This window comes from Thermomicrobium sp. 4228-Ro, from assembly GCF_026241205.1.
Lineage (GTDB): Bacteria > Chloroflexota > Chloroflexia > Thermomicrobiales > Thermomicrobiaceae > Thermomicrobium.
Window position 1 is genome coordinate 1688618 of sequence record NZ_JAPFQM010000001.1, and the last position, 25789, is coordinate 1714406.

Here is a 25789-nt window from a genome sequence, read left to right on the forward strand (position 1 = left end):
ATGGTGGGTTATCGATGGAGTCGGTCGCAGTGCGGTGGATTTGCCTGGTTTGGCTCGCCTTGCTCTGTGCCGGGTGTTTCCGGGCTCCGCTCGGTGGTCCGATCGGAATCCGGACCCCCGAAGCAGTGATGCCGACACCGACCGCGCAGCCTCTCGTTCCGGTGGACCAGTTGCCCTCGGTGTTCGGCCCAGTCACGGTTGTCCCGACACCAGCCGAGTCGACCTATCGTGACGATGTCGACGTACGCGAACTCTATCGAGACCTCGCCACCTACGCTGATCAGCCGTTACGCTACCGTGGCACAGTGTGGACGGTGATCGAGCAAGGCGAACTCTTGTTCGTCCAGCTCCGCGTAGCGTATGGTCCGGGTCGCGACGATTGGCGAGCGATCGTCGTTCTGTTTCCGACCTATCGCGTCGCAGTGGATACGACGCGCCTGCGGGAGGGAACTGTCGTCGTGGTCTGGGGGCGCGCGCGTACCATGCTCCGCTTCACCGACGAGAGCGGGAACGAGGTGGAACAACCGCTCCTGCTCGGCGATCGCCTCGAGGTGGTCCAATGAGAAACGCCCCGCTAACGCGGGGCGACCTTGCGTGGCGCATACGGGATTCGAACCCGTGATCTCCGCCTTGAGAGGGCGGTGTCCTTGGCCGCTAGACGAATGCGCCGCGGCACTGCGGAGAGTATAGCAGGTTCGCTCCTCCGCTGTCCAGTCAGGAGGCATCAGTAGGACCGTGTCTGCCCGGATCCACTCCGCGAGCTCGTGGATCGGTGTGGAGTACCGAGAAGGACGCTGGCGGATCGCTGTGCCTGCCGGCCGCTTCCGTGACCGCTCGAGCGAATCGTTCCGGATCGTCGACGGCCACATGGATGCGCTGCACCGGCGCTACTGGTGCGAGAAAGCGGTATGCGGTGGCGGGGTGCACGAGTTCGACGAGCGCGTCGGTGCGCCCACTGACCGCGATCCAGGCGGTGTCGCCATGGACGATGAGGCCGTCACGCCCACCGGGGACCGCTCGCTCCGCTCGACAACCGCGTGCACGGTGTCCAGAGGGATGTGCACTGCATGGAGGTACAGCCAGCGCAGCACGAGCGTGCCGTCGTCGATCTCGTGGGGGTGGACGCGGAGGCTCGCCCAGAGCGCGAGCAGCCAGAGGAGCGCGTAGACCGATACGGCTGCCGCGACCCAGCGTGCCCATGTCCAGGGGAGCACGGCGTGGACGAGCACGAGTTCTCCGGGAGTCGTCAAGAGGACGAGGAGCAAGACGACTCCCAGCATCGAGCGCTTGCGGTAGGTGAACGACTGTGCTGGGGCCGGGACACGACGCAGGAACCACCGTGCCAGAGTGCTGAAGGTGATGAGTTCCAGCACGATGAACCGGGCCAGCCGGTCAGGCAGTACCGAGGACAGTGCGATGAGTACCTTATCGGTTCGTGACTCACCAGAGTGGCGTGCTGCGCGAAGAGCGCGGCAGGGGAGTGCCAGGGCGAGCGTCAGCGCAGCTGCTTCGAGCAGCCCAACTACAACGAGTACGGTGCCGGTGTCGAGGATGCCAGCGACAGCGAGGAGGACGTTCGCGACAACGAGGACCCAGAGCGCTCGCTTGAGCCAGTGAACGCTCCGGTGCGCTGGTCCGCCTGGACCTGGAGGAGGTGCACTCATCGCCGTCTTTCCGCGCCGGTTCACTGGCTCGTCTGGCACGGCACGACCTTCTTTCCGCGTCAGCGGTCCGTCTGTGGCTGGTGTCGCTGACGGACTACGCGGGCGGCAGTGTACGGAAGCCCTTTGCCCGGTAACGGTACCGGTTTGACGGTCCTTCGTCCTCTCGACTATACTGCGCCGGAGCCGAGCGGAATGAGGATCGAGTATCGGTTTCGCGACCCGGTTCGACTCGGAGGATGGACGAGAGGGTTTCCGTGAGTACGCTAGCAGAACGGTTGCTCGCTGATCTGCAAGATGCTGTTCGCACCGGTGATGCCACCAAGCGCGAGGTCATACGGTTCCTGCGTGCTGAGATCAAGAATCGGGAGATCGACAAAGGGCGCCCCTTGACGGACGACGAGATCATCGAGGTGATCCGTCGTCAGATCAAGATGCGGCGCGAGGCGATCGAGCAGTTCGCACAGGGCGGACGGCAGGACCTGGTCGAGCGCGAGGAAGCGCAGATCAAGGTGCTCGAGTCGTACCTACCGCAGCAGCTCTCGCCCCAGGAACTCCTCGACCTCGCTCGTACCGTCGTGCGAGAACTCGGAGCGACCGGTCCGCGCGACATGGGGCGCGTGATGCCGGTCTTGCGGGAACGAGTCGGCCCACGGGCTGAGGGGCGAGCCATCGCCGAGGCGGCGCAGCGGGCACTTGCCGAGGCGGCCCAAGCTGCGCAGTGAAGCCGACCGAGATCGACCGGGGGTGGCGAGCGGCTGTGCGTTCGCTTCTGCGTAGACAGCGTGACGCGGTTACTGTGTTCTCGCTCGCACCGAACCAGCGTGCCCGTGAGGTTCTGCTCTGGCTCGGTGTGCTCCTGTCCCTCTGGCTCCCGACCGCCGTCCTGGTGTATGGGGTTTGGGAGGCGAGCGGGGTCACGCTACGCCCGGGACAGATCGCTGACCGGACGATCAAGGCTCCCTACACAGCCACGTTCGAGTCACAGCTCCTGACTCAGCAGGCCCGGCAGGAAGCATACGACGATGCACGCAACATCGTGCTCGTCCGCGATCCCTCAGTCGAAGCGGCCCAGCTGGACGCGCTGAACCGTCTCCTCTCGCAAATCGAGTCGATCCGGGCACAGCGTGGGGCTGATCTCGCTGCTGCGACGCAACAGGCCCAGGCTGCCCTGGAAGGGCTGAGTGCCGAGGATGCGCAGCTCCTGGTGAGTCTCTCCGATGCGAGCTGGGGCCGGATCGAAGGCGAAGCTCGCCGTTTGCTCTCGACCGTCTTGGCCGAGGACGTGCGTTCCGACAACGTGGCGCAGATCAAGGAGCAGCTCCCGGATCGAGTCTCGCTCGAATTGACAGCAGTGGAGCGGCGACTCGTTGTCGCGCTGGTGCGGCCGTTCATCCGACCGAACGTACGGATCGACGAGGAAGCGACGCGGGCGGCGCGAGAAGCGGCGGCACAGGCGGTTCCCCCGGTCATGGTCACCGTGCAGGAGGGACAGGCGATCGTCCGCGATGGGGATCCGGTGACTCCGGAGGCGATCGAAAAACTCGAGTATTTCGGCTTGCTGTCGCCGCGCGAGACCTGGCCGGAATTCCTCGGCCTCCTCGGGCTGCTCGTCCTCTGGGCGACCGCTTTCGTGGTCGCGCTCTACCGGTCGATGCAGCATACACGGCAGACGCGTCAGCTGTTGCTGATCGTCGGCTTGGTCGTGCTGACCGTCCTGGCTGGCCGGTTGGTCATCGTCGTTCCGGAGCTTCGCTACGCGTTCCCGGTGGCCGGTACGGTCATGCTCCTGGCTGTGCTGCTCGATTTCCGAACCGCGACACTGGCGAGCTGGTTCCTGGCACTTGCTCTCGGCATCCTCGACGATTTCTCGCTCCTGACCGCGCTGGTCGCCGGCTTCGCTGGTCTGGCCGGTGCGGCAGTCGTCTGGCGTGCCGAGCGAACGATGACCTTCTTGTGGGGCGGCGCCGCGGTGGCTACGACGACTGCGACGACGGCGCTGGTGGGTTTGTTCGCCCTCGGCGAAACGGTGGTGGATCTCCCGCTCGCGGGAATGGTGCTGGTACAGAGCGGCATCAATGGTGTGCTCTCGTCGAGCCTCTGCTTCCTCTCGTTCAGTCTGCTGGGGCGCCTTCTCGGGATCACGACGCATCTCCAGCTTCTCGAGCTGGCTCATCCGACGCAACCTCTCCTGGCACGCCTGGCGCGCGAAGCGCCGGGAACCTACCACCACAGCCTCGTGGTCGGCAACCTCGCTGAGGCTGCGGCCGAAGCGGTCGGCGCTGACCCGCTCCTGACCCGAGTGGCCGTGCTGTACCACGATATCGGTAAAGTGCTGCACCCGGAGCTCTACGTGGAAAACCAAGCGAACCGGGTCAACGTGCACGACGTGCTCGATCCGGTCACCAGTGCCCGGCTGATCAAGGAACACGTCACCGAGGGCGTCAAGCTCGCCAAACGGGCGCGGCTCCCGAAACCGATCGTCGAGATCATCCAGCAACACCACGGCACGACCTTGATCAAGTACTTCTACGCCAAGGCGAAGGAATTGGGGCTGCCGGTCGAGGAGGAAGAGTTCCGGTATCCGGGGCCACGGCCACAATCGAAGGAGGCAGCGATCGTCATGCTGGCCGACAGTGTCGAGGCGGCCGTGCGTGCTGCCGCTCAGGCAGGGAAGCTGTACGACCCGAGCGACCCGCACGCGACCGCACGGCGTTTGACCGAAATCGTCGACCGGGTGATCCGCGAGCGTCTCGAGGACGGCCAGCTGGACGAGTCCGACTTGACGTTGCGGCAGATCAGCGAGATCCGCCAGGTCTTCCTCTCGCTGCTCGAAGGCGTCTATCATCCGCGTGTGGAATATCCCGAGGTGGCCCGCGAACCGGTGGCGGCACCGGTCGACGAACGAGCGGCGGCGGAAGCATGAGGCGCTCGCGGCTTCGGGTGAGCGTGCGGATCAGCGAGGGGCTCGGGCGACCGGTCGCCGTACGGCGCCTGGCCGATCTCTTGCGTTTCGCTGCCGAACGTGAGGGGGTCAGCGGTGCGGTGAGCGTCTGGGTCTGCTCGGATAAGGAAATCGCTGAGTTGCACGAGCGTTTCCAGGGTATTCCGGGGCCGACCGACGTGATGAGCTTCCCCGGTGATCCACCGTATCTCGGCGATATCGCCGTCTCCGCCCAGACGGCAGCCGAGCAGGCCCGCGATGCTGGTCACTCGGTAGGACGGGAGATCGCGTTTCTCGCTCTGCACGGCCTCTTGCACCTGACCGGCTACGATGATCTCAGCGAACCGGAACGTTCGCGTATGCTCGCTCGCCAGGAGGAGCTGCTCCGTGCCTTCGAAGCCGAACGACCGGGTGCCTGGGAACCGAAAGCGCGTCAGTCTCGTTCTGACAGTCAAGAATGAAGCGGCATCGCTGCCGGAACTCCTCGCGTCGGTAGAGCAGCAGACGCGACGTCCGGACGAGATTGTCGTCGTCGACGGTGGTTCGCAGGACGAGACGGTGGCGCTGCTCGAGCGCTGGCAGGATCGCCTGCCGCTCCGCATCATCGTCCTGCCGGGAGCGACGATCGCCGAGGGGCGCAACCGGGCGGTCGCTGAAGCGACCGGCGAGATCGTCGCCGTGACCGACGGTGGGGTCATCCTCGAACGGGATTGGCTGGAGCGACTTGTCGCGCCGTTCGAGACAGCCCAGCCTCCAGACGTGGTGAGCGGCTTTTTCGTCGCCGACCCGCGCACGCCGGTCGAGCTGGCGCTGGCCGTCACGACGTTGCCCGATGTGGACGAGGTCGTCCCGGCCCGCTTCTTGCCCTCGAGCCGGTCGGTCGCCTTCCGCCGGAGCCTGTTCCTGGCTGGCCTGCGCTACCCGGAGTGGCTCGATTACTGCGAGGATGTCGTCTTCGACCTCCGGCTCCAGCGCGCGGGTGCCCGGTTCGCTTTCGAGCCAGGCGCGATCGTCCGGTACCGCCCGCGCCGTTCGCTCGGCGCCTTCGCGCTCCAATACTTTCGGTATGCGCGCGGCGACGGGAAGGCGGGCCTGTTCGCGGCTCGCCATGCCGTCCGATATGCGACCTATCTCGGCTTCCTGCCGCTGGTCATCTGGCTCCGGCGCTGGTGGCTCTTTCTGCTCGCGGGGATCGGTGCACTCGCCTACCTCCGGCGGCCGTACCGGCGGCTCTGGAGGCGACGCTCGGCCTTCCCGCGTCGCTGGCTCGCCCAAGCTGCCCTACTGATTCCACTCGTGCGGCTGGTCGGCGATGTCGCCAAACAAGCGGGGTACCCGATCGGGCTCGCCTGGCGCGCGGGTCGCTATGGCCTCAGGCGGACCTGGCGGTCGATCCCCGAGCACGTGCCGCCGCCTCCCGCAGTGCGAGGAGGAAGAACTCGGCTGCCCACAACGTCACCCGCCGACGGAACTCCTGGGGATGCGTGACCAGGGTCTGCTCACGTTCGTCCATTCCGTGCGGCGTCACGAGCACGAACGCTGCCTCACCAGGTGTCCGGTCGGCTGTCTCGCCCGACCCGAACCGAACCGCGATCGCTCCCGCGCACGGAGCGCCGGTCGACTCCCGAGCGGAGCGGGCCGCTCGGCGCGTGTGCTCGATGAGCGCCGTATCCGGAGCGATCGGCTCGGTCAGAACCAGGGCTTGTCGGAGGTGCTGCTGCGCTGCCGACTCCTCAGCGAGCAGCGCTGCAAAGCGTCCGCCATTCCCCTGCTCGACGAGTGCCAGACACCAACCGGTCGCAGCCAGCGGCTCCAGAATGGCCGCGCCGAGCGTCGTGTCGTCCGTCCCGTAGATGTGCCGGTCGAGCCGTCGTCGGATTTCCTGCTCGGTCTCGGCCAGGAGGCGCTGGGCGGTCGGCTCGTCGTCGGCCTGCACGCTGATGCGGACGTGCACACCGTCGTCCTTGGCATAGGTGGCGACACGCGGGAGCCCACGCGCGATCAAGTCGTGGAGCCGTTCCTCGACCAGGGACTCGCCCAAACCGATCGTCTTGAGCGTGCGGAAGCGGATGACACCGCCACCGAGGAGGGGCAGCAGTCGCGGCACGACCTGCTCGCGCCACATGCGCAGCATCTCCCGTGGGACACCCGGCATGCTGACGATCACGTGCTGGTCGCGCCGGACGAACCAGCCGGGTGCCGTACCGATCGGGTTGGGAAGCGGTTCACAGGAGGGGATCCGGTAGGCTTGCTTCACGTTTCGTTCCGGCATGACCAGCCCGCGCGCCGCGAAGAAGGCGCGGATCTGTCCGGCGAGTTCCGGGTCGATCGTGAGCGGCTCCTCCAGGAGGGTCGCGATCGCTTCTCGGGTCAGGTCGTCTTCGGTCGGGCCGATCCCGCCGGTCGTGACGATCAGTTCGGCATCCTCCCAGGCACGGCGCAGGACGCGGACGATCGTCTCGAGGTCGTCCCCGACCTGGGAAATCCACCGCAGGCGAATACCGAGCGCCGCGAGTTCCTGTGCGAGAAAGGTAGCATTGGTGTCGGTGAGGTGCCCGTCGATGAGTTCGGTACCGATCGAGAGGACGACTGCGTCCATGTGTTCGGCTCTCCCTCTCGCTGTCCAAAAGGAACGAGCGAGCAGGGAAGATTCCCCGCTCGCTCCGTCCGTACCCTCGGAGGGATTCGAACCCCCAACCTCTTGGTTCGAAGCCAAGCGCTCTATCCCTTGAGCTACGAGGGCCCACGCCCAGCAATAGAGAGTGTAGCAAAACCGCTGGCCTGGGTGCTACTCCCGCTTCCGAGCGGCTGTCCCTTCCAGGCACGTCATCACGTCCGCTTGCGGGCGACGACCCGGATGCGCCCCGAGCGACGGGCGAGCGCCGCGAGCGCAGCGACCGGCGTCGCGAGCACGATGAGCGGGAAATGAGCCCGGGCGAGGAACCGCTCGAGTGCGGTCGCGCCGGCCTGTCGCGCCAGCAAGCGAACCCCCCACGACCACTCGAGCCCGTGCCACTCGTGTTCCTCGTCGATGACCGTGAAACCCGTCTCCGAGAGCAGGCGCTGGAGGGTGGCCGGTGTGAAGACGCTCCGGTGTCGCGGGGGGTCGTAGCCCATCCAGGCGGGGCCGAACAGTGCAGCGGCCCACGAAGCACCGTTCGGTACCCACACGATGAGCGTGCCGCCGGGCCGCAGCAGCTGGCCGATCCGTTCGAGCGCCTGCCGGGGGCGGGCGAGATGCTCGAGGACGTGCTGCAGGAGCACCGTGTCGAAGCTGGCGGACGGAAAAGCGACCTCGTCCAGGGTACCAGTCAGAACCGCGAGCCCGCGCGTTCGCGCCGTCGCGGCAGCCTTCGGGTCGGGTTCCACGCCCACGACGCGTGGGTTTCCAGCCTCGCGGATGCATTGGAGGAGTTCACCGGTCGCGCAACCGACTTCGAGGATGCGTCGTGGCGGGGCGAGGAACGGCCAGAGTTGGTGGACCTCGTGACGGAGCAGGAGACGCCGGGCGCGAGCGGTCAGGTTCATCCGGCGATGCGGTTCGTAGTCGTCCGGATAGAAGGCCATCTCGCAGCCTGGCCGGGGCTGCGGGGTGAGATAGCGAAAACCGCAGTGACGGCAGCAGACCAGCTGGATCGGGAACGGCAACGTCCCGAAGCGGAGGTCCTCGACCCAAAGGAGCGGCTCCGGGTCGTCGGCACCGCAGAGGCCACAGGGAACGTGCTCGAAGATGCTCGTGTCAGCCGTCATCGTCGTGTCGCCAGTGCTGGCGGATGCTGTAGTCCTGGCGGGGCGCACTGTGGGTGATCAGCTCGGCGAGGAGACCAGTGAGGAAGAACTGTGCACCGATCGTCATGAGGAGGACGCCCAGGGTCAGCAGCGGGCGGTGCCCGATCGGATGCCCGAGGAACCACTGGACGGAGAGATAGGCGTTGATCGTCGTTCCGATCCCGAGCGCAGCCAGACCGAACCAGCCGAAAAGGTGCAGCGGCCGCGGACTGTACTGGATGAGGAACAGCACCGTCAGGAGGTCGAAGAGTCCGCGGGCGAAGCGAGTTGGCCCGTACTTCGAGCGACCGTAGCGGCGAGGCCGGTGCGCGACCGGAAGCTCGACTACTCGGAAACCGCGGGCGTGCGCGAGGATCGGGATGAACCGGTGCAGCTCCCCGTACAGCGGGATCTCGCGGACCACCTCGGCGCGATAGGCCTTGAGCCCGCAGTTCACATCGTGGAGGTGCACGCCGGTGAGGAGCCGGACCAGCCAGTTGAAGACCCAGGAGGGAAACCGCTTGGTCCAGGGGTCTCGCCGGGGTGTCTTCCAGCCGCTGACGAGGTCTGCCTGCTCGAGTGCCTCGAGGAGGCGCGGAATCTCGTGCGGATCGTCCTGGAGGTCGGCATCGAGCGTCACGATCCATCGGCCACGGGCGGCGCGGAACCCTGCAGCGAGCGCAGCCGATTTCCCGAAGTTGCGCCGGAACTCGATGACCTGGACCCGCGGATCGCCAGTGAAGAGTTCCTGCAGGATAGCTGTCGAGCCGTCGGTGCTCCCGTCGTCCACGAAGATCAACTCGGATCGGAGCTGGAGCGGCTGGAGTGCCTCGCAGAGCTCCCGGTACAGTTCCGGCAGGCTGGCTGCCTCGTCGTAGACCGGGACGACGACCGAGAGGTCGACCGGCCCGAGCGCTCGCGTCGTCTCTGGCGTTTTCGGTCCCGTCGACGGGTGGCGAGTGACCGGAACCGTCATACCCCGTCCCTTCCCGCGTTCCTGATGGTAACCGAGGGGAACGCCGAGCGCCTAGCATGCCGTACGACCTGTCCGACCAGGTTCCCGGGCAGGTCGGACCGGGCTGGTGCTGGGCCCGGAGCGCTCGCCGACCGCCACGATCTATCCGCTGTTCGTCGTTCCTTCATGGCAAATCCAGGATCACGCAGCATACTGGTCGCGGAGCGCGAAGGGGGGGACCGCATGCGCACGACCGCGTTCGATGCCTGGCTACTGGACCTCGACGGCGTCGTCTACGTCGGTGACCAGGTGTTGCCGGGGGTACACGAGGCACTCGCTGCACTGCGTCGCGCCGGGAAACAGCTGCGCTTTCTCACCAACGATCCGCGGCCGACTCGCGAGCAGCTGGTCGCGCGCTTGCAGCGACTCGGCATCGAGGCGCGCGTCGAGGAAGTCGTGACCTGCGGCTGGGCGACGGCCCGCTTCCTAGCAGCTCGCGGGATCCGCAGTGCGTTCGTGGTCGGTAGTGCGGGCCTGGCCGAGGAACTCGAGCGGGCTGGCATCGCGGTGGCCCGCGACGGCTTGCCGGAAGCGGTCGTCGTCGGTGCCGACGAGCGCATGAGCTTCCTCGACGTCGTGCAGGGGGCCGTCCTCGTGCAGCGCGGTGCACTGTTCGTGGCGACCAATGCCGATGCGTCCTATCCGATGCCGATCGGTACCGTACCGGCCACGGGAGCGGTCGTCTGCGCGATCCACTTAGCCGCGCAACGTCGGCCACTGATTGTCGGGAAACCGGAACCACTGATGTTCCAGCTGGCGCTCGAGACGCTGCCGCCCGGCAGTCGCGCGCTGGTCGTCGGTGACCGGGTCGAAAGTGACATCCTCGGTGCGCACCGGGCCGGTCTCCCGGCGATCCTCGTCGCGCCGCGAGCACCGGAATTCCCGTCACCGCGCGATCTCCGCCGACCGGATGCGGTCGTTTCCTCGTTGGCCGAGGCGGTGGAGCGAGCGCCGGATCTCCCCGACGATCCTCCGGTCGCCGAGCGCTGGCCGGAGCGAATCCTACCGGGAGTCGTCCTCCTCGTGACCGACACGGCAGGGGAACGCGTTGCCCTGATCGAAGCGCATGGCGAAACGGTGCTCCCGTGGACGGAACTGGAGCCACTCGAGACATTCGAGGAAGCTGCTCAGCGGCTTTTCGCGCGGCTCTCCGGCGATCGGGTCGACCGGTCGCTCGAACCGCTCGGGCCGGTCTCCGGAGATGGCTGGCTCGTCAGCGACCGCGACGGTGCTGCGGTCCAGCTGGCCGGGCAAGCCTATCTGGGTCGGATCGAGCCGAGCGCGCTCGAACCTGAGGTGCGCTGGGTGGAACTCGCGGCGCTCGAAGCGCACCTTCCACCCATGCAAGCCGGCTGGTGCCGTCAACGGCTCGCTCGGAGTAGCTAGCGCTGGGCCAGGAGCAGTGCCGTCGCGTCGTCGACCGTACGCCATTCGAGCGTGCTGAAGCCGACGCTGCTGAGCCAGGCCGCGAGTTCGTCAGCAGTCGGGTTACGGCCGCGCTCGGTCGCGAGCAGCATCTGGAGGTCGTGCAGCGCGTGCTGCAGCCGTGCCTGCGGAGTGGCGTCGGGCGGCGTTGCGCGGATCGCGAGCCAGCCGCCGGGTGCCAGCGCGTCGCGCACGCGGCGGAGCAACCGGAGCGCTCCCTCCTCGTCCATGCCGTTGAGCACGCCGAAGAGCAGCACGAGTTGGTAGCCTGCGCCGAGCGGGTCGACGAAGAAATCACCGGCCAGTGTGCGGACGCGATCGCTCAGGCCCTGGCTGGCGATGAGTTCCTGCGTCACGGCGACGACCGGCGGCCGGTCGAAGACGGCCGCCTCGAGCGTCGGGTGCGCCCGCGCCAGCGCCATCGCGTACTCGCCGTGCCCGCCGCCCAGGTCGAGGACGCGCGGGTGTGGCAGGTCACGCAGGAGCGGAAGCAGGGCAGCCGCGATGTCGTCGCTCGTCATCCGGGCGACCTCGTAGAGCATCAGCGTGAAGCGCCGGACCCAGTCGGCACGGTCTTCCTCGCGACGGCTCGCCTCGGGGGCACGGCCGGTGCGCACCGCCTCTGTCAGGAGTCCCCAGCGGCGGTAGAAGGCGGCCTGGTTGGCGAGAAAGCGGGCCAGCGAATGGGGCGACTCGGGCACCAGTGTCTCGGCAGCCAGCGGCGTCAGCTGCCAGCCAGCTGCCGTTTCGACGACGAGATCGAGCGCGGCAGCGGCCCGGAGAAAACGCGCCAGCGCCAGTGGGTCGGCACCGACCGCCGCTGCCAGGCGCTCGGTCGGGAGCGGACCGGCGGCCAGCTGGGTGCCGATATCGAGTTCGGCGAACGCGATCGCGACCGCTGCCGTACGGAAGCTCTGGGCGAGTTCGAGGATCCGCCGTTGCGCGGTAGTCGGGGGCATCAGGATCTCCTTTACCAGCGACGCAGGAGCGGGCGAGAGAGACAGGTCGGGCCACCCGACCGGTTGTGGGAGATCTCCTGCCCTTCGTACGGGTAGACCGTGCAGCCGGCCGCTTCGAGCGCAGCGATCGTCCGCTCGTTCTCGCGCAGGATCACGCAACGACGCGGGGCGAGCGCCAGCACGTTCGGCCCTTGCGTCGGGAACTCTTCGTCGGGGACAGCGATGAGCTGAATTTCGCGCGCCGAAAGCAGCTCCATCAGACGCACCGGGACGAGCGGCGGATAGACGACAGCGAGGTCGACGTCGACCGGGCTCACGAGCGACAGGAGGTGCAGGCACTCGCCGGGGCCGTGCCAGTGCGGGAGATCGACGGCGATGACCGCGACGTCGAGCGGCCGCACGAGTTCAGCCAGCTGAGCGATCCCAGCGTCGTTCGTGCGATAACTTCGGCCGACGACCAGCGTCCGCTCGTCGAGCCACAAGCAGTCGCCGCCCTCGACCGTACCGGGCGCTTCGATCCGCCCGACGATCGGGACGTCCAGGTCGCGGAGCACGCGTTCCAGGAACGCGACCTCCGGCTGGCGTTGCGCCTTGCCCATGCGCAGCAGGATCGCGCCGGCCTCCGTGACGATGACCGGATCGAACGGGAAGATCGCGTCCTGCAGGTTGGGATCGTCGGGTTCGACGACGATCGTCTCGACCCCCTCGCGTTCGAGCAGCGCGACGAGCGCCGCGTGCTCGGTGACCGCACGCTGGTGGTCGATCGGCCCAAGGTAGCCGAAGGCACGCCAGCAGTCCGGGTCGGCGGGCGGCACTGGCCGCACGAGGAGCACGCGCCGGAGCGGCGCGACCATCGACTGTGCTCCGAAGGTCCGGTCCTCCCGAGTCGACGCACTCGCACGCACCGTCCGGCTCCTTTCCCTCGCGATCCGCGCGAAGACCGCCCTACCCCACGGCCGCGGGCGCTGCCCTCTCCTCGTCCGGCCTGCGGCATCGACGGCCGTCCCGTCGGGTGGCATTCTATACGAGTGAGGAACCGGTCGCATCGCCAGGGGACGAACCGAGAAATCCTGAGCAGCCTCGAGCGAGTCGGTGAGGAGGGCCGATGCGTTCGCTCTACGAAACGTGCGAACCCCGTCCGGAGGTCCTGCAGGGCGAACTCCGGGAAGAGCTGTTCGCTGCCCGCCTGAAGGACGTGCTCGATGGTGTCGCCGATCCGGTCTATCAGGATCCGGAGCGATTCTTCGAGAACACGTATCCGACCGAAGGTCTCCGGACCTTGCTCCGTGAGGTCTTGGGGCGGCTGACTGGCCGGAATCCTGCCGCCAATCCGATCGTCCGACTGGAAACGCCGTTCGGTGGCGGGAAGACGCACAGCCTCATCGCACTGTACCATGCCGTCCGCGGCAGTCCCGCTGCTGAGCGCCTGGTCGATCCTGGATTGATTCCGGATCCTGGTTCGGTGCGGGTCGCTGGTATCGTCGGATCGGAACTCGACCCGACGACCGGCGTGCTCCATCCGGACGTAACGACCTACACGCTCTGGGGCGAACTCGCCTACCAGTTGGGTGGTGTCGCGGGATACCGACTCGTCGAAGAGTCGGACCGCCGGACCAAGGCGGCGCCAGGTTCCGGGCTCCTCGACCACCTGATCGGTGACCGTCCGACCTTGATCCTCCTCGACGAGATCGCGCGGTACCTGCGCGCCGCGCAAGCGGTGCCGACGGGGACAGGCGAGGGGAACGTCGCCGGCCAGACGATCGCGTTTCTCATGTCGCTCCTCGAGTTCGCAGCGAGCCGGCAACGAGTGGTCGTGGTCCTCACACTCGCTGACCCGAGCGATGCCTTCGGCCAGGAAAGCGAGCAGCTGCGTGCGCATCTCGCCGAGGCTCGGCGCGTTGCGGCGCGCAACGAGCGCGTGCTGACCCCGGCGGCTGAGGACGAGACCGCATCGATCGTCGCGCACCGGCTGTTCCGCACGATCGACCGGCACGCCGCGCAGGAGGTCAGTCGAGCGTATCTGGCAGCGTACGCGACGGCTGTCGAGCACGGCGCGCCCTTGCCGCACGAGGTGACGACCGCTGCGTATGCGGCCCAGATCGAACGGAGCTACCCGTTCCACCCGGAACTCCTGCGCGTGCTGAGCCTGCGTGTCGGGACGATCCCCAACTTCCAGCGCACGCGCGGCGCGCTGCGGCTGCTGGCTCTCGTCGTGCGCCGATTGTGGGAGCAGCGGCTCCTTCGGTTGTCGCTCATCCATCCGCACCACGTCGATCTGGGCTTCCCTCCGATCGTCGAAGATCTGACCAGTCGGCTCGACCGGCCGGTGTTCAAGCAGGTCATCGAGGCGGATATCGTCTCGCAGGTGCCCGGCCATCCTGCTCACGCGCAGAGCGTCGACACGGCGTTCCTCGCCGCTGGTCGGCCGCCGTACGGCCAGCGGCTGGCGACCACCATCTTTCTCCACAGCCTGGTGCACGGCCAGGCTGCCGGTATCCAGAAGCCCACGCTCTTCGCCAACGTGCTCGAGCCAGGGGACGATCCCGGCGCACTGGAACGCGCGCTCACCGAACTGGTGGAACGGTGCTGGTATCTCGCTGCCGAGCGCGAACACTACCGCTTCGGCACCGAGGTGCAGCTCAACAAGGTGATCGCGGACGAGATGGCGGTCGTTCCGGTCTCGCTGGCCAAGGCGAAACTCGAGGAGCGGATCCGTCAGATCTGGACGCGTGGTGCGCTCGAGCCGGTCACTTTCCCGCACGAACCGGCCGATATACCGGACGACGCTGGGACACCGAAACTGGTCATCGTCCACTTCGATGCGGCAACGGCGACAGCGGCCGAGGACGCGCCACCGGACTTCGTCCGTCACCTGTTCGAGTACGCTGGGAGCGCTGGCAGCTACCGTCGCTACCGGAACAACCTGGTCTTCCTGGTCTGCGATCAGGGCCAGCGGAGCCAGCTGATCGACACGGCCCGCAAGTACCTCGCGATCGAGCGGTTGAACGATCCCAGCCGGCTCGCCGACTTCACGCAGGAGCAGCAGCGCCGCCTGCGCGAACTGCGCGAGCAGACCGAACTCGAACTGCGGGTCGCGATCACCCGGGCCTATCGGTTCTTGTACTACCCGAGCGGCGACCTGGCGCCGGGGCAGTCCCAACTCGCTCGCGAGATCCTGCCGGCGCAAGACCAGGGTACGGTGCGGCGGGCCCAGACCGATGTCGTCGTCCAAGCGCTGAAGCGGTTGGAGAAGGTGCGCACGAGCGATGACCAGCCGCTCGCGCCAGCCTACGTCCGTGCGCGCGCCTGGAGCGGGCAACAGGGCAAGGTCAGTACGGAAGAAATCCGCCGCACCTTCGCGCAGCGGGTCAACCTGCCGATCTTGCTCGATCCGAACGTGCTCAAGCGGATCATCCGCGACGGCATCGTGAGCGGAGAGTGGATCTATTACGACGCTGCCACCCGCAAGGGCTACGACAAGGACTCGCCCTTGCCGACGGTCGAACTCTCCGAAGAGACCTATCTCTACACGCCCGAGGAAGCAGCCCGCGTCGGGATCGAGGTGGAACGCCCCAGGCCGAAGCCGAACGGTAACGGCGACAACGGCCAGAAAATGGCAACGTGCCCGGTCTGTGGGCAACCGGCAGCGCAGTGTGTCTGCGGGATCGTCATCGAGCGGAGGGAACGACCCGTCCTCGAGGCTGCGGGGGTGGCCCCGCAGGCGTTCCAATCGCTGATCGACCAGGCGGGGGACAAGCGGGTCGAGCGCCTCGCTCGTCTGGAACTCACACTGGAGGCGAGCGGCGCTGCGGCGGTGCAGGAAATTCGGGCGCTCGGGCTGCTGCTCGCGCAGGTTCCCCGCGCGCGCCTGCGGGTGGATATGCAGTATATCGCTGGATTTTCGGAGGACGAGCGCGTCACGTTGCAGTTCGCTGGAGGCCTCTCCCGCTGGCAGGCAGTGCGGCAGGTCGTGGAAACGGTGGGTGGGCAGGCCAGCCAGGCAGTGCTGACCGTCACGGTGATCGCCGAGAGCGAGGAGGATGGCTTTTCCGTGGCCGAGGACGTCGTCGGCTTGCGTGACTATGTCGAGCATCTGCCCTTCGGGAAAATCGCGCTGCGGGCAGAGGCGGTCGAGGACGGAGCGGAGGGGAAGCGGTGAGCGACGATCGGCGATGGCGGTTCCAGCTGCGCGTGCAGCCGCTGGGTGACGAGGCATACCGCCTGATCGTGCTCCAGCAGCGTCCGGCGAGCAACGGGCGCCGGCCGACCGTCCAGCGGGTCGCCGCACTGGACGGGACACCGCTTTTGGTGGCGCTCGACCAGGTGCTCGAGTTGCTGCGCCGGGACGGATACCGGAGCTTGCGCGATACCCGAGCGAGCGGCGGCGAGGACCGGATGGTAGCACTCAGCGAGGCGACTGGCGTGCGGCTCGGGCTGCTCTTCCTCGCCCTCCGTCCGTTGCGGCGGGTCGAGCGGATGGAGCGCGTCGCGGCCGGTGTACGCGCGATGACCGACGAAGAGGCGTACTACTGGTTCAGCAAATGCGTGGCGCCTGGTACCGGTTACCGCGCCCGCCGTGCTCTGCGCATCCTGGTCGCGGGGGAATAAAGTACTATTCAAGCTGCTGTCCTCGTTCCGTAACAGCATTCGATTCGTCTCGTCGTCGGCGCGTTGGCGGAGCCCTAAGGCACTGAGGAGGTGTCGGTCCGCTATCGGATGGAAGGATGTCGGATGGTCAGGTCTGGAGGTCGGTTCTCGTGAGCCATTTGATCCGTATGACCGAAGAGCCTGCCGAGACGAATGGTGACGAGCAACTGAGCCGGTTCCGGCGAGAGATCGGTGAGGTGATTCGCGAATGCCGTCAGGTCGAGCAGGCAGCTCGGAGCGCTCGTCAGCTCTGGGAAGAGGTGCTTGCGCTCTTGCCACAAGCGGCTGAACGCCCCTTCGGCCTTCTCGCCAAGCTCGACAAGCTGGAGAGCGTCGTACCCGAACGTGCCGCGCTCGTGGCTGCGTTGCGTTCCTGGGCTGACACCTTGGCGGAGGAGCAGCTCACGGACTATACCCGATTGCTGCGTCGAATTCTGGGTCCTGACGAGACGGTCGAGGGGCGTCTCCAGGATGGCTATCGAATCCGCAGCCTGATCGAGGTTCGGGTCGACTATCAAAAATATGAGGCGACCATAGCGACTCCATTCCGTGCGCGTCGACTCACTGGTGATATTTCCGTATATGCCGTCGCAGAAGCCATCCGGTCAGAACTCGAGCGGTTATTCGATCGACCGTTCCACGCAGGGCGTTTTGCCAAAGAACTCTTCGAAGCGTACCAGCTCGCGCTCGTCCAGTCGGGAACTGAACGGAGTCCCGGGGAGCCTGTTCCGATCCTTGCTGTCCACAAATTCGTTGTCGTTCTCCGGCAGTCACCGAAGGCGTTCCAAAGCGTCGATTCACGGCACTTCCGACCCTATCCGCCTGACGAGTTCGCCGTCGATCTCGGAAGGTTGCTGGCTACTGGCCAGGACGAGGTCGATGGCTGGCGGCTACGCCTGCATCCGATTCGCAAAGTCAAGGATTCGTTGTACGTCGTGAACTTCGGGACCGGGATCGGGCAAAACTACGGATTGCTCTCCTTCCAGCGAGTCCATGTGGGGTGAGCTGTATGGAAACACTCAGCCGGAGGGATGCCATAACCATCATCGAGGCGTTGAAGCGTGGTACCCCGCCACCACCGAGCCTCGCCAGTTACCTGCACGTGGGCCGAGGGCGGTGGGTCGAAGGGATGTGCTGGTATCTGGATGTTGTCCGGGCAGACGCGCTCTCGGCGGTGCGGTTGATTGCTGGTGACTATGGAAGCGGGAAGACGCATTTCCTCCGAGTAGCGGAGCAACGAGCCTATGAACGCGCGTTCGTCGTCTCCGAAGTAACACTGACCAAAGATGTTCGACTGGATCGCTTCGAGACAATTTGGAAGAAGATAATGGACAATCTCACACACGAAGATGCAAATGCGCCTATGAACGGCATCGAGGAATTATTGAATTACTGGTGTGAGAAGGTTGCGGAATCCGGACAAGTATCGAATGAGCTAGCGAAGTTGAATGCGTTGCGTGGACTCGATCCGGATTTCCGGCAGGCAATCGGAGGTTATCTCCAGCAGTGGGTCAGGAACGGCGGAAGGCGAGGCGAGCTACTGCCCTATCTACAATGGTTTGGCGGGGATGCGGTACGCCCACCGGGCGTTCGGGGGCGCATCGACCGTGCCAGTGCGCGTGCCATGCTGCGCTCGCTGATCCTGTTCCTTCGCCATATCGGCTACAGTGGGCTGGTGCTGATTTTCGACGAGCTGGAGCTGATTCTTCATCAGCGGGTGAACGTCCGCGATGCGTGCTATGAAGTCGTTCGACAATTTGTGGATAATGCTGATAACTTAGCAGGGTTACTTCTAATTTTCTCTATTACGGAACAAATGATTCTGGATACGAGTAGAGGGATTCCGAGTTATCCCGCTCTCTATCAACGGATCGGTGGTTTGATTCGATCGTTTTCCGAGTATGACTACCGTTCCGTGTTGATCAACCTCAACCACTTGCCGCTCCGAAAGGAGGAACTCGTCGAGCTGGCGCGACGCATTCGACAGGTGCACGCGGTAGCCTACTCGTGGCCAGCCGCTGACCGCGTTCGGGATTCGTATCTCGATCGTTTCGCTGAGCACGCTCTCGCTACCGGAGAAGTCCCTGCACCACGCTTCCTCGTGCAACTCACCGTGACAGTTCTCGATAGTGCCCAGCAGAATCCCCACCTGTCCATCGAGGAGCTCATACCCTCGAAGAGCGAGATCCTGAAAGAGATTCGTAGTACCGAACGAGGTCGGTATGCTCCGTGGGATGAAGCAGATGTCGCGTTCGGCGCTCGATGAGGAGATACCGACCGATCGGCACGCGTGCCGGCGAGCCCTGATCGCTCTCAAAGCCGGGTACCCGCCGCGCGACGCGCTGCGCTATCTGAGCGTTGGAATGACCGGTGTCTTGGCGGAAATCGACAATGTTTTGGTGCAGGCGGGCCGTGGTGCGCGAGTCAGACCTCTGGTCGTCAGTGGCGACTACGGTGAGGGAAAGAGCCATACTTTGCGACTGATCGCGACAGAAGCGGAGCGACAGCACTTCGCCTGGGTCGTCGTGACGCACGACCGCCAACAGAACATCGGCTTGCATAAGCCCGCCTGGCTCTTCCAACATATCCTGTGGCAACTCCGGTGGAGCTACCCGGCCCTCGACCTTCGCCGATGGGATAGCTGGCTGCACGGTCAACCGGATTACAGGACCGATCGCAGCATGCGCCGTCAGCTCCGCGGTTGCTTGGCAGAGTTGACGCAGAGCCTTCGGTCACAGGGGTTTCGCGGCTTCGTCTTGTGCCTGGACGAGTTGGAGAATGTGGCGCTTTTGGCCGGAAACCAAAGGGCGATCTTCGGAGAGGTTCTCCGTCATTTGCTCGATGGCCCCGAGTCGCATGTCGTCCTCGTACTAGCCGCGACGTCTGGTCTGAGTGCGGCAGGTCGATGGGGTACCCTCCTTCGCCCTCCAGCCCTGGATGAGAGATCGGCACTGATACTGACGTATCGCATCCAGCGGTTGCATAGTGCCGCGTTCGACTGGCGACCGCCGATCGGTCCGGTACCGATTTTCGAGAAGGCTTGGAAGGCCTCTTCGGCTGTACCCTCTGGGCGCTGGCGTACGTTCGTGCAGAGTGTCGTCATCCACCTGGAGGTGTTGGAGCAGAACGGCTGGCTGCCGACCGAACACGTCTCTCGTCCGGCACTTCGAGCGGAAAGCGCGCCGGATGTCCTGTCGCGTATCACCCGGTTCGCTCGCCTTCTCGGCATCCGGTAATGCGGAGTTCTGGGGTTGTACTCGCGGAGAAACGCTCGCTGCGGTCGCCAGCGGTTGGGGAGGAGCGCAGCGGCTCGAGCGTCAGCGGTTTGTACCGTCGGATGGACCGCATGTCCGACGCAACTAGTCAGGAGGGCTCTCCGTGGTTGGGCGGGAGATGCTGCCGCGCGTGTACGACGCGTTTTTCGGAACGTTCGGCCGACTGCGTCCAGTGCAAGAGCGAGCCATCCCGTTGGTCCTCCAGCGCCAGAATCTCCTGATCATTGCCCCGACGGGTTCCGGCAAAACCGAAGCAGTCGTCGCACCACTGGTGGAGATGGCGCTCGATCACCCACAGTCGACCTTCGCGCTGTACATCGCACCGACGCGAGCCTTGGTCAACGATCTCGCAGTGCGGTTATCGGAGCGTCTCAGCGCTTGTGGCCTGCGGCTGGCAGTCCGACATGGCGAGTCGAAAACCGTGCAGGGGCGGGACGCACCGGCGATGATTCTGACGACTCCTGAGTCGCTCGAGGTCATGCTCGCGGGCAGCGACGACTACGTGACCGCCCGGCTCCGTGAGGTCCAGGCGGTTGTCATCGACGAGACGCACCTGTTCTACGGCACGCCCCGCGGCGTGCAGCTCGGCTGCCTTCTCGAGCGGTTGAAGCAGTACACGCGACACCCGCTCCAGCGACTGTGCCTTTCCGCGACGGTCGCCGAGCCCGAGCTGGTTGCAGCGTTCTTTCGCGGGAGCGACGCACCCTTCAGGATCATCAGCGTCCCTGGTGTTCGTGACCTGGTCGTCCATCTCGATGTCTTGGAGTCGGACTCGGTCGAACGACTCGCGGATATCACCGCGTACTGGTTGACGGAAATCTTGGAGCGACATCGAAAAGTCCTGGTGTTCGCGAATACCCGCGTTCACTGCGACTGGCTCGCCTGGAAGTTGAGCGAGCGTGTTCGGAACGTTCCTGTGCTCCTCCATTACTCGTCGTTGCACGGGACATACCGCAAGCATGTCGAACGGACCTTCCGTGAGGCATCCCGTGGCGTCTGTATCGCGACCAGCACCCTCGAACTCGGTATCGATATCGGAGACATCGATGCTGTTGCGATGTGGGGCGCGCCGAATACCGTGACGAGCTTCCTGCAACGGATCGGCAGGGGCAACCGTCGTTCCGGGACGTGCATCGTCTATGCTGGTTGTCCCGCGTTCTATCCCTCGGGGCGGGACGCCGATCCGACCTCGCACGCATTGACCTTCGCCGCGCTGACCCACTGCGCCGTGCATGGCGTTCTGGAGAGCGTATCCGTGCCCCGGCATTATTCCGTACTCGTCCAGCAGCTCCTCGCACTGTGTCACCGATGGGGTGCGGTCGCCGCCGATGGCTTCTTCCGGGTCGTGGAACGTCCCCCAGCATTCGCGACGCTCGAGACATTGGCCGCCATCCTCGACGGTCTGGCGCAGGCAGGCGTGCTCGAGTTCGACTCCCGCCGTCAGCTCTGGTGGCCGACCGATCGCTTCCATCGCTTGTGGGAGACCGGCCTCTTCTGGGGGAATATCCCCGAGCAGGTCGAGTCGCTCGTCCTGCGGAAGCGCGGGGAGCGAGACCTTCCGATCGCGGGACTCCCGAGAGAGTACTCGCGTGGACTTCGTCCTGGAAATATCGTGGTCGTTGCCGGCAAACCGCGGCTGGTACTCGAGGTCAAAGAGACCATCGTGCGCGTGCGCGATCTCGAGGTAAACGAGGCCCAGTTCGTCCGCTACTCGACACCGCCGGAACCGACATCGGCCACGGTTGCCCGGGCGATCGCGGATGTCCTGACGATGACCGATGCCGAGCTCGCCCGGTTACCGATCCGATATACCGAAGCGGCGAGGGAGCGCTTGCGCCGGTGCCGAAGTGTCCTGCAGCCGCTCCTGGCCACGCGCGAGATGGTGGCCCCGGAGCCGGACGGCCGTTGGGTCGCCTACACGTTCGCCGGGACGAACGCCAACCGGCTCCTGGAACTCTGGCTCCAGAAACATGGAACGCGCGTGCTCGATGCCGATGCGTGGCGCGTGTGGTGCGCGAGCGAGCCGCCGCTTCACGTTTTGGCTCGGTGTACGGCTGATGCCTTGGCCTCGCGGGTCCGATCGGAATGGAAGCGATTCGTGAGGATGGTTCCCTTGCCCCCGGCGTACCGTTTTCTCCCCGAGGAGCTGAAGCAGGAGGAGCTGATATCGGTGCTCGACCTCGAGACCTGTGCACGACTCTTGCAGGCGTTGCTGGATTCGACCGCCCGGACGGGCGTCACGCACGAGAGATGAGCCATCGCGCGCGGGCGCAACGACAGGACCTGAGAGAGTATCCTCCTCGCCGTGGTGGTGGCACGTCGGTCGTGAAAAGTGGCGTCAGCCGCTCGTCTCTCGTAGGAACTCCGACGACCGAGGGAGGAGCTGCGGGCGATGGCTCGCCGTTGGACGCGAGTGTGGATCAGCTCGGGCCAGCCGACGTGTCCTCGGACGGCCGATGACATACTCTGTGTCGTCCTGTCTGTTCTGGCAGGATCTTGGTCAGGTTCCCTGGATGTGCGGAAGCCGACGCGCCGTGCGATCCATCGGTCGTCCGGTTGCCGGAGGGGACAACGATCGGCAGGATAAAGGGGGATCGATGGAAGTCCGGATCGCTTCCGATGGAAATCGAGGCCGACACGTCGTCGCGCTTCTCGAGTTCATCTTCGAACCAGCGTGTGCTGCGGTGACTCTGATGCTTGTGAAGGACGACACCAGCGAGGATCAGGCTCGATAGACGATGAGCGACCGGATAGTGCAGGAGATGAAACAAATTGCCGAGATCTTGGGCAAAATCCATACGGTTCTGCAGAGACCGGAAACCCCTGTACGGTTCTCCGGTTCGCTGATGAACCACACGGACTGCAACGTGGTCGTCCCCGTCGATGCGCCATACTGCGTCGAGCCTTCCCTGCGACTTCCGTCGCTCTTTTCGCGCACGGTCGTAAGGAAGGTCGCGGGCGTGTTCCAGTGCGACGAGACGGGACCCCGGCGTCCTGAACTGCCGGCCCTGGTCGGGAATCTCTCTCAGGTGGCGAACGACCTCGTCCACGAGGGGCCGACGAGCGTCGAGCGCGTCGGGGTCATACGCGAGGGAGCCCGTCCTGGATCGATGCTCGTGCCGACGGGGATCCATCCGCGATGGTTGGAGGGCAGATGAATCGGGAAACTGCTCTGGCCAGTCGCCCACTCCTCATCGAAGACTGGCTGCCGATCCAGGAGGTAGGGATCGAGGCGCGACGTGAGAACAGCACTGGCCAGCATCCCCCGCCCAACCGCCTCCACGTCTGGTGGGCGCGGCGGCCGCTGGTGGTCAGCCGCGCGGCGGTGCTGGCGAGTCTCCTCCCCGCCTGGCAGCCCGACTGGCCCGAGCCGCTGCGCCAGCGCTTCCCCACCCGCGACGCCTACCACGCCTGGGTGCGCTGGTTGCTGGGGATCCACGGGGAATTAGCCTCTGCCTGGAGGACGATCCAACAGGCGAGGGCGATAGGAAAACGTATCGACAACCCTTTCACGCACGGGAGAGCTTTTACTTTCAACTTGTCTGACCGTGAAGCCGAAGAACTCTCGAGTGTCTTCCAAGCTACATGGGAGAGCCCGGAAATTGCTGTGCTGGATCCGACCGCTGGCGGAGGATCTATCCCGCTCGAAGCGCTCCGTTTGGGCTTAACCGTTCACGCCAACGAGCTGAATCCGGTGGCGAGCGTAATCTTGCTTGCTACTCTCGATTATCCGTCTAGGTTCGGTGACGATTTGGTCACTGACCTGGTACGATGGGGGCACAGGCTGAGTGAGTACGTACGTGCCTCGATAGGCAATTTCTATGTAGGAATGAACTCGATAGAGGAGCCGTTAACCTACCTCTGGGCGCGCACGGTCGCCTGCCCGCAGACCGGCAAGCCCATCCCCCTCTCCCCCAACTGGTGGCTGCAGCGCGACGACCGTGCCCGCGTCGCCGTGCGGCTGCTCGCCCACCCCGACTGGCCCACCTGCCGCTTCGCGATCGTGCGCGGCCGCGAGGCCGACGCGCTCGGCGACCAGGGGACGATCCGCCGCGGCGTCGCCGTTTCCCCCTGGACGGGTGACGTGGTCGACGACGAGTACATCAAGCGCGAGGCCCAGGCCGGGCGGATGGGCCAGCAGCTCTATGCCGTCGTCGTCAAGACCCCGCGCGGCGTCGACTTCCGGTTGCCGAACGAGGCCGACCTGGCGGCTGCCGCCGCGGCCGAGCAGGAACTCACCCGGCGTCTCCCCGGCTGGCTCGCCCGCGACCTCGTACCCGACGAGGAGATTCCGGAGGCGAGCAGCGACCCGCGACCGCGCCGCTACGGCATGACCCGCTGGCGCGACCTGTTCGCCCCGCGCCAGCTCCTGGCGCTGGGAACGGCGGTCGAGGCGCTGCGCGCGCTCGAGCCGGCGATCCGGGCGGAGCTCCCGCCCGACCGGGCTCGCGCTGTCGTCACGTACCTCGCGCTCGCGCTCGACAAGCTGGCGGACTGGAACTCACGGCAGTGCACGTGGCACCCGAATCGCCAAGTGCTTGGGCACACGTTTCAACGCCACGACTTCAGCATGAAGTGGAGTTTCGCCGAGATGGCGGTGGTCGCCGCCGGCAAGGGGCTCGACTGGGCGATCGACCAGGTGGTCGATGCCTACCGCGGCATCGCCCGCTTGGCCCAGCCTACCCGGCTCCCGCTGTGGCAGCGCACCGGTCGGCCGCCGGTCGAAAGGTTGCGCATCACTCAGGGGGACGCGCGCCACCTCGGTCATCTCGCTGACGGTTCCGTCCACTTGGTCTGCATCGACCCGCCGTACTACGACAATGTCCAGTACGCCGAGCTCTCCGACTACTTCTACGTCTGGCTCAAGCGGACGGTCGGCCACCTCTATCCCGACTGGTTCGCGAGGCCGCTCACCGACAAGGACGCCGAGGCGGTCGCCAATCCGGTGCGCTTCGCGGGGCTGGGTGGGAGCCGCCCGGCCCGCGAGCTGGCCCGCCAGGACTACGAGCGCAAGATGCAGGCGATCTTCCGGGAGTGCAGCCGCGTCCTGCGGCCCGACGGTGTCCTCACCGTCCTGTTCACCCACAAGCAGGTCGAGGCCTGGGACGCCCTGGCGACGGCGCTCATCGAAGCGGGCTTCCAGATCGTCGCCTCCTGGCCGGTGCATACCGAGAGCGAGCACAGCCTGCACCAGGCCAAGAAGAACGCAGCCCAGAGCACCATCCTCCTCGCCTGCCGCAAGCGCCCGCCGGGCGACGGGCCGGTCTGGTGGGACGAGCTGCGCGGCGTGCTGATCCGGCGGGTGCGCGAGCGGGCGCAGGAGCTGGCTGCGCTCGGGATCGGCGGGGTCGACCTGCTCCTGGCCGCCTTCGGGCCAGCGCTCTCGGTCATCTCGGCGCGCTGGCCGGCCCTGACCAGCGAGGTCGATCCGAAGACCGGGAAGCCGCTCGTCCTGCGGCCGGAGACAGCGCTCGATCTAGCTCGCGAGGAGGTGCTGCGCTTGCGCCGCGAGCGGCTCCTGCACGGGCAGAGCGCACGGTTCGATGCCGCGACCGACTGGTACCTCTTCGCCTGGGATACCTTCCGGGCACGCGAGTTCCCGGCCGACGAGGCGCGCAAGCTGGCCCTGGCGGTCGGGCTCGACCTCGATGCCGACATCATTCGCGGCGCGCGGCTGGTCGAGCGACGCAGCAATACGGTACGGCTGCTGGAGCCGAGCGAGCGGGTCCGTCGCCGGGCGGTGGATCCCGGGGCGACGTCGTTCGCGCGCCTGGTCGATGCCGCCCACGCTGCGCTGGTGCTCTACGCTGAGGACGGAGCGGGCGCCTGCCGGGAGTTCCTGCGGCGGGCCGGACTCCTGCAGTCGTCGGAGTTCCGCCAGCTGCTCCAGGCCTTGCTGGAGGCGGTCCCGCGCACGCGGGGGAGGGAGGGAACCTTCCTGCTCCCGGAAGCGCAAGTGCTCGACGCCATGCGGCTCGCGCTCTTCCCGGAGCTCGAGGTGCCGCCCGAGCCGGAACCGGTCGCCCGGGAGGTCCAGCGGTCGCTCTTCGACGAGGCGAGCGGCGAGGAGGACGACGAGGCAGTGGAGTGAGGTC

Annotated in this window: 19 protein-coding genes and 2 tRNA genes; 13 read left to right on the forward strand and 8 right to left on the reverse strand. The window is 66.1% G+C overall.

Features of this window, described 5'->3' with window-relative positions:
- The first annotated feature begins 14 nt into the window (after positions 1-14).
- Complete coding sequence (locus tag OO015_RS07975; protein WP_265940701.1) at positions 15-563, forward strand: hypothetical protein; 549 nt, start codon at positions 15-17, stop codon at positions 561-563.
- A 32-nt stretch (positions 564-595) separates the two neighbouring features.
- Here the strand turns inward: OO015_RS07975 and OO015_RS07980 are convergent.
- Both OO015_RS07980 and OO015_RS07985 read right to left on the reverse strand, forming a co-directional pair.
- A tRNA-Glu gene (locus OO015_RS07980) sits at positions 596-669 on the reverse strand.
- Between the two features lie 218 nt (positions 670-887).
- Positions 888-1664, reverse strand: a complete 777-nt coding sequence (locus OO015_RS07985) for a hypothetical protein (protein WP_265940702.1) — start codon at positions 1662-1664, stop codon at positions 888-890.
- 254 nt (positions 1665-1918) lie between these two features.
- On the opposite strand from OO015_RS07985, the gene OO015_RS07990 reads away from it, so the two are divergent.
- Genes OO015_RS07990 through OO015_RS08005 form a run of 4 tightly spaced genes read left to right on the forward strand, consistent with a single transcriptional unit; the run spans position 1919 to position 6093 of the window.
- Positions 1919-2386, forward strand: coding sequence for a GatB/YqeY domain-containing protein (locus OO015_RS07990; protein WP_265940703.1), 468 nt, complete (start codon positions 1919-1921; stop codon positions 2384-2386).
- A 35-nt stretch (positions 2387-2421) separates the two neighbouring features.
- A complete protein-coding gene (locus OO015_RS07995; protein WP_265940704.1) occupies positions 2422-4587 on the forward strand; it encodes an HD family phosphohydrolase in 2166 nt (721 codons plus the stop codon).
- Positions 4584-5066: an rRNA maturation RNase YbeY gene (gene ybeY / locus OO015_RS08000; protein WP_265940705.1), complete on the forward strand. Its 483-nt coding sequence runs from the start codon at positions 4584-4586 to the stop codon at positions 5064-5066. Before OO015_RS07995 ends, ybeY begins: the two co-directional genes overlap by 4 nt.
- Positions 4993-6093 carry a glycosyltransferase gene (locus tag OO015_RS08005; RefSeq protein WP_265940706.1) on the forward strand — a complete coding sequence of 367 codons (1101 nt, stop codon included), beginning with the start codon at positions 4993-4995 and terminating at the stop codon, positions 6091-6093. The genes ybeY and OO015_RS08005 overlap by 74 nt, the downstream gene beginning before the upstream one ends.
- Here OO015_RS08005 and OO015_RS08010 read toward each other — a convergent pair.
- The 4 genes from OO015_RS08010 to OO015_RS08025 all read right to left on the reverse strand — a co-directional run bounded on the left by OO015_RS08010 (position 5978) and on the right by OO015_RS08025 (position 9349).
- Positions 5978-7204: a competence/damage-inducible protein A gene (locus OO015_RS08010; RefSeq protein WP_265940707.1), complete on the reverse strand. Its 1227-nt coding sequence runs from the start codon at positions 7202-7204 to the stop codon at positions 5978-5980. The two genes, OO015_RS08005 and OO015_RS08010, sit on opposite strands and share 116 nt — an antisense overlap.
- Positions 7205-7275: 71 nt before the next feature.
- Positions 7276-7348, reverse strand: a tRNA-Arg gene (locus OO015_RS08015).
- A gap of 86 nt (positions 7349-7434) precedes the next feature.
- Positions 7435-8355: a class I SAM-dependent methyltransferase gene (locus OO015_RS08020; RefSeq protein ID WP_265940708.1), complete on the reverse strand. Its 921-nt coding sequence runs from the start codon at positions 8353-8355 to the stop codon at positions 7435-7437.
- Positions 8345-9349, reverse strand: a complete 1005-nt coding sequence (locus OO015_RS08025) for a glycosyltransferase family 2 protein (protein WP_265940709.1) — start codon at positions 9347-9349, stop codon at positions 8345-8347. The genes OO015_RS08020 and OO015_RS08025 overlap by 11 nt, the downstream gene beginning before the upstream one ends.
- Before the next feature lie 222 nt (positions 9350-9571).
- Here OO015_RS08025 and OO015_RS08030 point away from each other — a divergent pair, with 222 nt between their 5' ends.
- Positions 9572-10774, forward strand: a complete 1203-nt coding sequence (locus OO015_RS08030) for an HAD-IIA family hydrolase (protein WP_265940710.1) — start codon at positions 9572-9574, stop codon at positions 10772-10774.
- Here the strand turns inward: OO015_RS08030 and OO015_RS08035 are convergent.
- Complete coding sequence (locus tag OO015_RS08035) at positions 10771-11772, reverse strand: methyltransferase (RefSeq protein ID WP_265940711.1); 1002 nt, start codon at positions 11770-11772, stop codon at positions 10771-10773. The two genes, OO015_RS08030 and OO015_RS08035, sit on opposite strands and share 4 nt — an antisense overlap.
- A gap of 11 nt (positions 11773-11783) precedes the next feature.
- The gene (locus OO015_RS08040; protein WP_265940712.1) at positions 11784-12677 is read right to left on the reverse strand and encodes a dimethylarginine dimethylaminohydrolase family protein; all 894 of its coding nucleotides are present in this window, start codon (positions 12675-12677) and stop codon (positions 11784-11786) included.
- A gap of 200 nt (positions 12678-12877) precedes the next feature.
- Here OO015_RS08040 and OO015_RS08045 point away from each other — a divergent pair, with 200 nt between their 5' ends.
- The 7 genes from OO015_RS08045 to OO015_RS08075 all read left to right on the forward strand — a co-directional run bounded on the left by OO015_RS08045 (position 12878) and on the right by OO015_RS08075 (position 25785).
- Entirely contained in the window at positions 12878-15931 is a 3054-nt protein-coding gene (locus OO015_RS08045; protein WP_265940713.1) for an ATP-binding protein, read from the forward strand.
- Positions 15928-16380 (forward strand): hypothetical protein, encoded by a 453-nt coding sequence (locus OO015_RS08050; protein ID WP_265940714.1) that lies wholly within the window; start codon positions 15928-15930, stop codon positions 16378-16380. Before OO015_RS08045 ends, OO015_RS08050 begins: the two co-directional genes overlap by 4 nt.
- A 149-nt stretch (positions 16381-16529) precedes the next feature.
- Positions 16530-17423 (forward strand): hypothetical protein, encoded by an 894-nt coding sequence (locus OO015_RS08055; protein WP_265940715.1) that lies wholly within the window; start codon positions 16530-16532, stop codon positions 17421-17423.
- Between the two features lie 5 nt (positions 17424-17428).
- Positions 17429-18685 carry a BREX system ATP-binding domain-containing protein gene (locus OO015_RS08060; RefSeq protein ID WP_265940716.1) on the forward strand — a complete coding sequence of 419 codons (1257 nt, stop codon included), beginning with the start codon at positions 17429-17431 and terminating at the stop codon, positions 18683-18685.
- Positions 18642-19655, forward strand: coding sequence for a BREX system ATP-binding domain-containing protein (locus OO015_RS08065; protein ID WP_265940717.1), 1014 nt, complete (start codon positions 18642-18644; stop codon positions 19653-19655). The genes OO015_RS08060 and OO015_RS08065 overlap by 44 nt, the downstream gene beginning before the upstream one ends.
- Before the next feature lie 142 nt (positions 19656-19797).
- Positions 19798-21948: a DEAD/DEAH box helicase gene (locus OO015_RS08070; protein WP_265940718.1), complete on the forward strand. Its 2151-nt coding sequence runs from the start codon at positions 19798-19800 to the stop codon at positions 21946-21948.
- Positions 21949-22848: 900 nt separating this feature from the next.
- Positions 22849-25785, forward strand: a complete 2937-nt coding sequence (locus OO015_RS08075; protein WP_265940719.1) for a DUF1156 domain-containing protein — start codon at positions 22849-22851, stop codon at positions 25783-25785.
- Positions 25786-25789: the final 4 nt, after the last annotated feature.

What these genes read in the sequence shown, in the direction of transcription:
- OO015_RS07975 (WP_265940701.1), top strand. Translation starts at nt 15, where the DNA reads ATGGAGTCGGTCGCAGTGCGGTGGATTTGCCTGGTTTGGCTCGCCTTG.
- OO015_RS07985 (WP_265940702.1), bottom strand. Translation starts at nt 1,664, where the DNA reads ATGAGTGCACCTCCTCCAGGTCCAGGCGGACCAGCGCACCGGAGCGTT.
- ybeY (WP_265940705.1), top strand. Translation starts at nt 4,584, where the DNA reads ATGAGGCGCTCGCGGCTTCGGGTGAGCGTGCGGATCAGCGAGGGGCTC.
- OO015_RS08010 (WP_265940707.1), bottom strand. Translation starts at nt 7,204, where the DNA reads ATGGACGCAGTCGTCCTCTCGATCGGTACCGAACTCATCGACGGGCAC.
- OO015_RS08020 (WP_265940708.1), bottom strand. Translation starts at nt 8,355, where the DNA reads ATGACGGCTGACACGAGCATCTTCGAGCACGTTCCCTGTGGCCTCTGC.
- OO015_RS08025 (WP_265940709.1), bottom strand. Translation starts at nt 9,349, where the DNA reads ATGACGGTTCCGGTCACTCGCCACCCGTCGACGGGACCGAAAACGCCA.
- OO015_RS08030 (WP_265940710.1), top strand. Translation starts at nt 9,572, where the DNA reads ATGCGCACGACCGCGTTCGATGCCTGGCTACTGGACCTCGACGGCGTC.
- OO015_RS08035 (WP_265940711.1), bottom strand. Translation starts at nt 11,772, where the DNA reads ATGCCCCCGACTACCGCGCAACGGCGGATCCTCGAACTCGCCCAGAGC.
- OO015_RS08045 (WP_265940713.1), top strand. Translation starts at nt 12,878, where the DNA reads ATGCGTTCGCTCTACGAAACGTGCGAACCCCGTCCGGAGGTCCTGCAG.
- OO015_RS08060 (WP_265940716.1), top strand. Translation starts at nt 17,429, where the DNA reads ATGGAAACACTCAGCCGGAGGGATGCCATAACCATCATCGAGGCGTTG.
- OO015_RS08065 (WP_265940717.1), top strand. Translation starts at nt 18,642, where the DNA reads ATGCTCCGTGGGATGAAGCAGATGTCGCGTTCGGCGCTCGATGAGGAG.
- OO015_RS08075 (WP_265940719.1), top strand. Translation starts at nt 22,849, where the DNA reads ATGAATCGGGAAACTGCTCTGGCCAGTCGCCCACTCCTCATCGAAGAC.